The 8,683-nt window shown below is 74.3% G+C and carries 9 protein-coding genes and 1 pseudogene; 5 read left to right on the plus strand and 5 right to left on the minus strand.

Annotated elements, in window-relative coordinates; all coding sequences use genetic code 11:
* Window positions 1–5 precede the first annotated feature (5 nt).
* The 3 genes from AC061S_RS24345 (at window position 6) to AC061S_RS24355 (ending at window position 3,543) form a co-directional block, all read left to right on the plus strand.
* A complete protein-coding gene (locus AC061S_RS24345; protein ID WP_478688036.1) occupies window positions 6–1,412 on the plus strand; it encodes a serine-threonine protein kinase in 1,407 nt (468 codons plus the stop codon).
* Window positions 1,413–1,564: 152 nt separating this feature from the next.
* Window positions 1,565–2,266: a hypothetical protein gene (locus AC061S_RS24350; protein ID WP_478688037.1), complete on the plus strand. Its 702-nt coding sequence runs from the start codon at window positions 1,565–1,567 to the stop codon at window positions 2,264–2,266.
* A gap of 152 nt (window positions 2,267–2,418) precedes the next feature.
* Window positions 2,419–3,543 (plus strand): 3-keto-5-aminohexanoate cleavage protein, encoded by a 1,125-nt coding sequence (locus tag AC061S_RS24355; RefSeq protein WP_478688038.1) that lies wholly within the window; start codon window positions 2,419–2,421, stop codon window positions 3,541–3,543.
* Here AC061S_RS24355 and soxR read toward each other — a convergent pair.
* Window positions 3,521–3,967 carry a redox-sensitive transcriptional activator SoxR gene (soxR, locus tag AC061S_RS24360; protein ID WP_478688039.1) on the minus strand — a complete coding sequence of 149 codons (447 nt, stop codon included), beginning with the start codon at window positions 3,965–3,967 and terminating at the stop codon, window positions 3,521–3,523. The genes AC061S_RS24355 and soxR overlap by 23 nt on opposite strands.
* Window positions 3,968–4,080: 113 nt before the next feature.
* Between soxR and AC061S_RS24365 the strand changes: the two genes are divergently transcribed.
* Window positions 4,081–4,542 carry a MaoC family dehydratase gene (locus AC061S_RS24365; protein WP_478688040.1) on the plus strand — a complete coding sequence of 154 codons (462 nt, stop codon included), beginning with the start codon at window positions 4,081–4,083 and terminating at the stop codon, window positions 4,540–4,542.
* On the opposite strand, the gene AC061S_RS24370 is transcribed toward AC061S_RS24365, so the two are convergent.
* From AC061S_RS24370 to AC061S_RS24380, 3 genes and pseudogenes are all read right to left on the minus strand, one after another.
* Complete coding sequence (locus tag AC061S_RS24370) at window positions 4,533–5,168, minus strand: TetR/AcrR family transcriptional regulator (protein WP_478688041.1); 636 nt, start codon at window positions 5,166–5,168, stop codon at window positions 4,533–4,535. The genes AC061S_RS24365 and AC061S_RS24370 overlap by 10 nt on opposite strands.
* A 63-nt stretch (window positions 5,169–5,231) precedes the next feature.
* Complete coding sequence (locus AC061S_RS24375; protein WP_478688042.1) at window positions 5,232–5,543, minus strand: YiaA/YiaB family inner membrane protein; 312 nt, start codon at window positions 5,541–5,543, stop codon at window positions 5,232–5,234.
* Window positions 5,544–5,619: 76 nt separating this feature from the next.
* Window positions 5,620–6,771, minus strand: a pseudogene (locus AC061S_RS24380) (acyl-CoA dehydrogenase family protein).
* Between the two features lie 108 nt (window positions 6,772–6,879).
* On the opposite strand from AC061S_RS24380, the gene AC061S_RS24385 reads away from it, so the two are divergent.
* A complete protein-coding gene (locus AC061S_RS24385; protein ID WP_478688043.1) occupies window positions 6,880–7,527 on the plus strand; it encodes a TetR/AcrR family transcriptional regulator in 648 nt (215 codons plus the stop codon).
* Between the two features lie 87 nt (window positions 7,528–7,614).
* On the opposite strand, the gene AC061S_RS24390 is transcribed toward AC061S_RS24385, so the two are convergent.
* Window positions 7,615–8,640: a zinc-binding dehydrogenase gene (locus tag AC061S_RS24390; protein WP_478688048.1), complete on the minus strand. Its 1,026-nt coding sequence runs from the start codon at window positions 8,638–8,640 to the stop codon at window positions 7,615–7,617.
* Between the last annotated feature and the right edge of the window lie 43 nt (window positions 8,641–8,683).

Consider the following 8,683-nt stretch of genomic DNA (forward strand, 5'->3'; position numbering starts at 1 on the left):
GCGTCATGGTGCACATCGGCGGGACGGTGCCTGCGGGGGCCACGGGGATGGCGGCGGGAGCGGCGGCGGCGATCGGGGCCCGTCCGTACGTGGAGCTGACCTTCGACGCTCAGGGCGACGCGGGCCCGGGCGCGCGCGAGGCGGTCTTCGGGATCGAGGCCACGGACCTGCTGGTCTTCGCCCACGGATGGAACTCCGACCGGTCCACGGCGATCCGGCTCTTCGACCGCTTCTACGCCCCCTTCGCGGATCTGGTGGGGACCGGGGTGCGGCTGGGGTACGTGGGAGTGGTGTGGCCCTCGATCCGGTTCTCGGACGAGCCGATACCCGACTTCGACGCCCGTGGCGCCGCGCCGGGGGGTGCCGGTCGGCCGGGCCACGGGACGGCCCTGGACCCGGCCACCCGGCAGGCCCTCGGCGGCTTCTGGCCGGGGCGGGCGGCGGAGCTGGACCGGATCGCCGAGCTGCTGGAGGAACGGCCCACGCGGGAGGGCGATTTCACCGAGTTCGGCGCCCTGGTACGGGAGCTGGCCGGGGTGGACGGGGTGGGCACCGGCGACGATCTGGCGGCGGCCTTCGCCCCGCCCGAGGTGCCGGACTTCCTCAGCGGGGACGTCCTGCGGGTGTGCCGGGAGTTCACCGAGGCCCTGTCCGAGGCGGGCGCCACGTTCCCCGGGGACGGGGCGGGCGACGGAGACTCCCCCGGCGTCGGCGTCGGCACCGACGCCGGCTTCGCGGTCGGCGGCGGGACGCGAACGCTGTGGAACGGCGCCAAGGAGGTGCTGCGCCAGGCCACGTACTACCAGATGAAGGCGCGGGCCGGGGTGGTCGGCGAACACGGCCTCGGGCCGCTGCTGGCGGAGCTGGCCGGCCGCCGCCCGGCCCTGCGGGTGCACCTCATCGGGCACAGCTTCGGCGGCCGGCTGGTCTCCTTCTCGCTGCGCGGGCTGCCGTCCGGCGCGCGGAACGTGAAGTCCCTGACCATCCTCCAAGGGGCCTTCTCCCACTACGCGTTCGCCGACAGCCTGCCGCACGACCGGGGGCGCGGAGGCGCCCTGCACGGACTGCAGGGCAGGGTCGACGGTCCGCTGACGGCCTGCCACTCGCCCTACGACTCCTCCCTCAAGGTGTTCTATCCGCTGGCCTCCCGGATGGCCGGCGATTCGGCCGGTCTGCTGGGTTTCGACGAGCGGTGGGGCGCGATCGGGCACGACGGGGTGCGGGGGGTGCCGGGAACCCCGCGGCTGACCCTGGACGCGGCACTGCGCGACGGCCTGCCCGCCGCGGGCTGCGTGAGCGTGGACGCGGGCTCCGTGGTCCGGCGCGGCGGGGCCCCCTCGGGGGCGCACAGCGACATCTGCCACGAGGAGCTGGCCCGGCTGGTGGTGGCCGCGGGGCGCATGGGGCGCTGAGTTCCGGCCATGTGCCACCCGCACGCCTCGACCGCCCCCGCATGCGCCCGCACCGGGCCGGGCATGTTGGGCACACGGCGCCGGTCCTGTGGGGAACACAGCGCGGCGGGCACGGCGCCCGGTGCTGGGCGCTCGGCGGAGGTGAAGGTGTGATGGCGGGTTTCCGGAGTCTGGCCCATCAGGTGCGCGACGCACGCAACGACGGGGCCCTGCGGCGCCATTCGCTGCGCCGCTGCCTGGAGCGGTTCGCCCCGTACGGGCACCGCGCGACCTGGTGGCACCTGTGCGACCGGCACGGGATCGGCCCCGAGGACCGGGCGGCGGACCCGTCGCGGCTGGTGGCCGCGCTGGAGGAGCTGGAGGAGGCGCGGGCGGTCTGGCTGGAGTACGAACGCCAGTTCGCGGAGCGCCGGCGGCGCGAGAAGCACGACGGGCTGCGCCGGCCCGAGTGGGCGTGGAGCGGCAGCGGGGACGCGGTGGTGCGGTGCGCCGATCCGGGCGTGCGGCCGCAGGGGGCGCTGGGCGAGGTGCTGAGACGGCTGGTGGAGGCGCTGGAGTCGGAGCCGGGGACGGGGTGTCCGGTGTGCGGGGCGCGGGAGTTGCACTGGCCGGCGCCGTCCGCGGGCGCGCGGGCTTCGGCGGTCGGGCCGGGCGGCGGCGGGCGTGCGGGTGGCGGTACGGGTGGCGATGGGGTCGGTGGGATCGGCGGAGCCGGGGGCGGGCCTGCCGGGGCTTCGGCCGGCGCCGGGTGGGCGTGGGACGGGCCGGTGTGCGCGGGCTGCGGAATCGTGGTGCCGAGACCGGCGCTCGCGGACACGGCGCTCCAAGGGGCCGATCTGGCGGGCGCGGCGTGAGCCGGGCGGGGACGGGATCGGGGCCGACGGAGGCACCTGACCCGGCGCCGACGGAGCCCGTGCGTGCCGGGCAGAGCCCGGCGTGGTCCGGGCAACCGCGGTCGGGGCCGGAGTGCGTGTCGCGGGGGCCGGGGCGCCCGGAGCCGACTCTCGTGGTGTCGCTGAACGGCTCCCGGGGCGCCGCCGACGGCACGGCCGTCCCGATGAGCCCCGAAGACCTGGTGGATGCCGCACTGGCGGCGGTTGCCGCCGGGGCCCGGGAGGTACTGGTCCATGCACGCACCCCGTGCGGCCGCGAGAGCCTCTCGCCCCGCGTGGTCGGGCCGCTGCTGGAGGCCCTGCGCGGCGCGGGCCTTGGCGGCGGGGTGGCGGTCTCGGTGGCCGTGAGCGCGGGGGCCGAGCCGGATCACGCGGAGCGGTTGGCGCGGGTGCGGAGCTGGACGGTGCTGCCGGACCGGGCGGTGGTGCGGTTCGCGGAGCCGGGAGCACGCGAGCTCGCCGAGGCCTTGCTGGAGCGCGGGGTGGCGGTGGACGCCGAGGTCCCGGTCGGCGCCGAGGTCCCGGTCGGCGCCGAGGTCCCGGTGGACTCGAAGGTCCCGGTGGGCTCGAAGGTCACCGTGGACTCGGAGTGCTCGGTGGACTCGGAGTGCTCGGCCCGCCCGGAGGCCCCGGTGGACGCGAAGGACCCGGTGGGCACGGCGGGCCCGGAAGCCCCGGCGGACGCCAAGGACCCGGCCCACCCGGAAGCCCCGGCAGACGCCAAGGACCCGACCCACCCGGAAGCCCCGGCAGACGCCAAGGACCCGACCCACCCGGAAGCCCCGGCAGACGCCAAGGACCCGGCCCACCCGGAAGCCCCCGTGGACGCCAAGGACCCGACCCACCCGGAAGCCCCCGTGGACGCCAAGGACCCGACCCACCCGGAGGACCCAGTGCACGCCAAGGACCCGGTGGGCGGGCCCCCCGGCCCGCTGGCGCGGTTCCTCGCGTGGCCGGTACGGGACCCCGCGCGGGTCCGGCTGGTGGTGGAGCTGGGCTCCGCCGACCCGGGGCCGGTCGCCGAGCTGCTGCGGCGGCTGCCGCCGGTGCCGGTGCTGCTGTTCGGGCGGGAGGCGGCGGCCTGGCCGGTGCTGCGGCTGGCCGCGCGGTACGGCACCGGGGCGCGGATCGGCGTAGGAGACGTGCTGCACCTGCCGGACGGGCGGGTGGCGCGGTCCAACGCCGAACTGGTCGCGGCGGCCCGTGCTCAGGAGGTCACAGCAGCCGGGAACCGGTGATGCGTTCGCCGAAGACGTCGTCCGGGTTGGAGAGCGCGCAGGTCTCCAGAGAGAGGCATCCGCAGCCGATGCAGTCCGTCAAATGGTCACGCAGGCGGCCGAGTTGGGCTATGCGCTGATCGAGCTCGGCGCGCCAGCTCTCGGAGAGCCGGGCCCAGTCCTCGCGGTTGGGGGTGCGGCCTTCGGGGAGTTGGGCGAGCGCGTCGCGAATGCTGGCGAGGGGGATGCCCACGCGCTGGGCGGCCCGCACGAACGCCACGCGGCGCAGCGCGTCTCGGGTGTAGCGGCGCTGGTTGCCGGAGGTTCGGCTGCTGCTGATCAGGCCCTTGGCCTCGTAGAAGTGCAGTGCGGAGACGGCCGCGCCGCTGCGGGCGGACAGCTGGCCGACGGTGAGTTCATGGACCTTCTCGGGAATCTGCGGCACACCACCGAGGGTAATCGGCCGGGCCGGGATTCGGTGTCAGGTACGTCGTTGACAGATCCATGACGGCCCCAGCATGCTGAGCAAGCGCTTATTCGCCAGGGAGAGGTACGGGTATGTCCGAGCCGAGGATCTTCACGTCCGCCGAGGAGCTCACCGCCGGGATCGGCGCACCGCTCGGCCCGAGCGACTGGCTGGAGGTGGACCAGAAGCGGATCGACCTCTTCGCGGACGCCACCGGGGACCACCAGTGGATCCACGTGGACCCGGAGCGGGCCGCGTCCGGACCCTTCGGCTCCACCATCGCGCACGGATACCTCACCCTGTCGCTGCTGCCGAGCCTGGTGCCGCAGATCATGCGCGTCGAGGGCATGCGGATGGGCATCAACTACGGGGTGAACAAGGTGCGCTTCCCGGCGCCGGTGCCGGTCGGGTCGCGGCTGCGCGCGACCGCGCTGATCACCGAGGTCGTGGAGGCGGGCGGCGGAGTCCAGGTGTCGGCGACCGTGACCGTCGAGATCGAGGGCGGCGAGAAGCCCGTGTGCGTGGCGGAGTCGGTGTCCCGCTACTACTTCTGAGCCGCGCCCGAGGCCGCGCCGACCATGCGGAGCACGAGGCCGGCGTAGAGCGCGCCGACCTCGTCGGGCGTGCGGCGGCCGTCCGCGCTGAACCAGCGGGCGACGTCGATGCAGAGCGACAGCACGGCGAGGGTGGTGCCGGGGACGTCGGGGACGAAGAACTCCCCGGCCGCGACGCCGTCGGCGAGGATGCGGCGGATGGCCGCGTCGCTCTGCCGGCGCAGGGCCACGATGTCGGAGCGGTGCTCCGGAGCGAGAGCATCGAGCTCGTACTGGACCACGCGCGCGGTGGTGTGATGTGCGGCGTGCCATCGCACGAAGGACCGTACGGCCGCGTCGAGCCGCTCGGCGGCGCTGCCGGGGCCGGCGGCCGCGGTGTCCAGGATCTCCAGGGCCTTGTCGTGGCCGATCCGGCTGATCCGGTGGAGCAGCTCTTCCTTGGTCTTGTAGTGGATGTAGAGCGCGGCCGGGCTCATGCCGGCCCGCCCCGCGATGTCCCGTGTGGTGGTGGCGTGGTACCCGCGCTCCGCGAAGGCCTCCACGGCGGCGACGAGCAGCCGCCGCGCCGCGTCGGGAGTGACCTCCGACCACGGCCGGTAGCCGCCGATCTCCTCCACGCTGTCCATCGCTCGCTCACCCTCTTCGGCCTGTAGGAATGAACAGCTTACCGGAGGGCGGTGAGCAAGCGCTTAGCGATCCTGGGGCGTGGGCTGCTTCGGGGTGGCGAAGGGGTCGTAGCTCGTCATGATCTTCTCCATCCGGGCCTGGTCGACCCGGCTGACGATCTGGGTGACCTCCTGGCGGTCGCGGATCACCTTGGCGAGGGTGAAGGCCGAGGTGGTCAGGTAGAGGACCGCGATGCCGAGGAAGGCGCGGACCCAGCCGTCGGCCTCCATGTTGTAGATCCCCAGGGACACCGCGCCGATGGCGATGCCGAAGGAGGCGACGGCCTGGCCGTAGTACGCCCCCGTGTTCTGCTGCTTGACCTGTGTCTCGTTCATGGGTCCAGCTTCGGGCGGGCCGGGCCGCGGCACATCCGTGCGCGTACTCACGTACGTACTCAGGAACTTCAGGTGCTCAGAAGGCGGAAACCCCCGTGCGGGCACGGCCGATGAGGAGTTTCTGGATCTGGCTGGTGCCCTCGTACAGGGTCATCACGCGGGCGTCGCGCAGCAGCTTGCCGGCCGGGTACTCGTCAATGTAGCCGTAACCGCCGTGCACCTGGAGGGCGTTGCTCGCGGCGCGCACGGCGGCCTCGGAGGCGAAGAGCTTGGCCGTGGAGGACTCGGTGGCGAAGGGCAGCCCGCGGTCGATCAGGTCGGCCACCCGCCAGGTCAGCAGGCGGGCCGCGTCCACGTCGACGGAGATGTCGGCGATCAGCTCCTGGACCAGCTGGTGGTGGGCGATCGGCTTGCCGAACTGCTCGCGCTGGGCGGCGTAGGAGACGGCCGCGTCCAGTGCGGCCTGGGCGATGCCGACGCAGCCCGCGGCGACGGACATCCGGCCCTTGGCGAGGGCCGACATGGCCACGGAGAAGCCCTTCCCCTCGGGGCCGAGCATCGCGGAGGCGGGCACGCGCACGCCGTCGAGGGCGAGTTCGGCGGTGGCCTGGCCGCGCAGGCCCAGCTTGCCGTGGATCTCGCGGCGGGTCAGGCCCGGGGTGTCGGCAGGCACGAGGAACGCGGAGATTCCGCGGTGGCCGGGGTCCTCGTTCGTGCGGGCGAAGAGCAGGACCACGTCGGCCCAGGTGCCGTTGGTGATGAACATCTTGCTGCCGCCGATCACGTACGAGTCGCCCTCGCGCCGGGCGCGGGTGGTGAGGGCGGCGGCGTCGGAGCCGGTGCCGGGCTCGGTGAGCCCGAAGCAGCCGAGGGCTTCACCCGAGCACAGGCGGGGCAGCCAGGAGCGCTTCTGCTCCTCGCTCCCCCAGGCGGCGACGGTCTTGGCGACCAGGCCCAGGGAGACGGAGACGATGCCGCGCACGGCGGAGTCCCCGCGGCCCAGTTCCTCGGTGACCAGGACGTAGGAGAGGTGGTCCCCGCCGGAGCCGCCGTACTCCTCCGGGACGGTCAGGCCGAGGAAGCCGACGGAGCCGAGCTTCTTCACGACGGCCCGGTCCACGCTCTCGGCCCGGTCCCACTCGGCGGCGTACGGGGCGATCTCGCGCTCGGTGAACGCACGGGCGAGATCACGGACGGCGGACTACTCCTCGCTGAGCTCCAGGTTCACCGGGCACCTCCGGGCGATACGGGATCGGGCGGGGACGTGAGCGGGCATTGGCCTGCGCCATTAATTACCACCGCTAGTTTAAATGCGGCAGGCCTTACTATGTGGCGCATGGCCAGACCGCGCAAGCCCCTCCTCAGCAGATCCCGCATCGTCGAGGCGGCGGGTGTCCTGGTGGACGGCGAGGGGCTGGAGGCCGTCTCGACGCGGCGGCTGGCGGCGGCGCTGGGAGTCAGCGGGCCCTCGCTGTACAACCACTTCCGCACGAAGGACGAGATCCTGGACGCGGTCGCGGACGCGGTGAGCGCGCGGGTCGACCTGTCGATGTTCGAGCCCGGGGACGGCCGGGAGTGGCAGGTCGCGCTGCGCGACTGGGCGCACTCGTACCGGGCCGCCCTGTCCGACCATCCGAACATCGTGCCGGTACTGGCCCGCGGACCGGGCCGCAGGCCGGCCGGACTGCGGGTGGCGGACGCCGTCTTCGGGGCGATGACCGCGGCCGGCTGGCCGCCGGCGCAGGCGACCCGGATCGGTGCGCTGATGCGGTACTTCATCCTCGGCTCGGCGGTGGGTTCCTTCGCCCGGGGTTTCGTGGACGACGAGACGGCATACGACCCGTCGGACTACCCGCACCTCGGCCAGGCCCACCTGCTGGCGGAACGCCAGCGCGAGGTGGACGAGGGCGCCTTCGAGACGGGCCTGGCGGCACTGCTGGACGGCCTGGCCCTCCAGTACGCGGCGCTGCGGGAGACCGCCTGACGGCGGCGCCTGGCCGTGCCTGCCGACGCCTGGCGGCGCCTGACCGGGAGGCCCAGGGCGGGCCTCCCGGACGGGGCGGGGCGGGCCCTAGAAGACCACCAGCGAGCGGCCGCCCTTGCCGGCCAGCATCGCGCCGAAGGCCGCCGGGATGCCGTCGAGGGTGATGCGGTCCGTGACGAGGGCTCCGAGGTCGAGGCGGCCCGCGCGGACGTGGGCGGCGATCACCGGGAGGTCGCGGGCGGGGTCGCTGTTGCCGTAGACGCAGCCGGTGAGGGTGCGTGCGAAGTGGAAGATCTCCAGGGCGTTGAAGGTGACCTGCTGCTCCTTGCCCCCGATGCCGACGACCGTCGTGCGGCCGCCGCGCCGGGTGGACTCCCAGGCGCCGCGGATGCTCGCGGCCCGGCCCGCGCACTCGACGGCCACGTCGGCGCCGTGGCCGCCGGTGAGTGCGCGGATGTCCTTGGCGGTGGTCTCGGAGGCGAGCAGGAACTCCGTGGCCCCGGCCGCCCGGGCCAGTTCCTCCTTGTCCGGGGAGACGTCCACGGCCACGATCGGGCCCGCCATCGCGATCCGGGCCGCCTGGAGGGCGGCCAGACCCACGCCGCCGACTCCGAAGACGGCCACCGACTCGCCGGGGCGGACCTGGGCGCTGTGGTGGACGGCTCCGTAGCCGGTGAGGACCGCGCAGCCGAGCAGCGCGGCCTCGGCGAGCGGGATCCCGGCGGGGGCGGGCAGGACGCAGTTGGCCGCGACGACCGTCTCCTCCGCGAAGGCGGCCACGTTCAGCCCGGGGTGCAGTTCGGCGCCCTGGGCGTCGTGGGCGTACACGGCCCCGACCCCGGTGAGCGCCTTGGCGCAGAGCCAGACCTCTCCGATCGAGCAGTGGTGGCACTGCCCGCAGGACGGGGCCCAGTTGAGCACCACCCCGTCGCCGGGGGCGACATGGGTGACTCCTTCCCCGACGGCGAGGACCGTACCCGCGCCCTCGTGGCCGAGGACGGCGGGTACGGGGACCCGCATGGTGCCGTTGGTGAGGGAGAGGTCGGAGTGGCAGACCCCGGCGGCGGCGAGCCGCACCCGGACCTGGCCGGGGCCGGGTTCGGGCAGCACGATGTCCCGTATCTCCAGGGGGGCTCCTGACTCTTATACACATAGG

Source organism: Streptomyces sp. CA189, from assembly GCF_056428985.1.

Bases quoted from the DNA above. Each gene is read 5' to 3' on its own strand.
- AC061S_RS24345 (WP_478688036.1), top strand. From the start codon at position 6: ATGGTGCACATCGGCGGGACGGTGCCTGCGGGGGCCACGGGGATGGCG.
- AC061S_RS24350 (WP_478688037.1), top strand. From the start codon at position 1,565: ATGGCGGGTTTCCGGAGTCTGGCCCATCAGGTGCGCGACGCACGCAAC.
- AC061S_RS24365 (WP_478688040.1), top strand. From the start codon at position 4,081: ATGTCCGAGCCGAGGATCTTCACGTCCGCCGAGGAGCTCACCGCCGGG.
- AC061S_RS24370 (WP_478688041.1), bottom strand. From the start codon at position 5,168: ATGGACAGCGTGGAGGAGATCGGCGGCTACCGGCCGTGGTCGGAGGTC.
- AC061S_RS24375 (WP_478688042.1), bottom strand. From the start codon at position 5,543: ATGAACGAGACACAGGTCAAGCAGCAGAACACGGGGGCGTACTACGGC.
- AC061S_RS24385 (WP_478688043.1), top strand. From the start codon at position 6,880: ATGGCCAGACCGCGCAAGCCCCTCCTCAGCAGATCCCGCATCGTCGAG.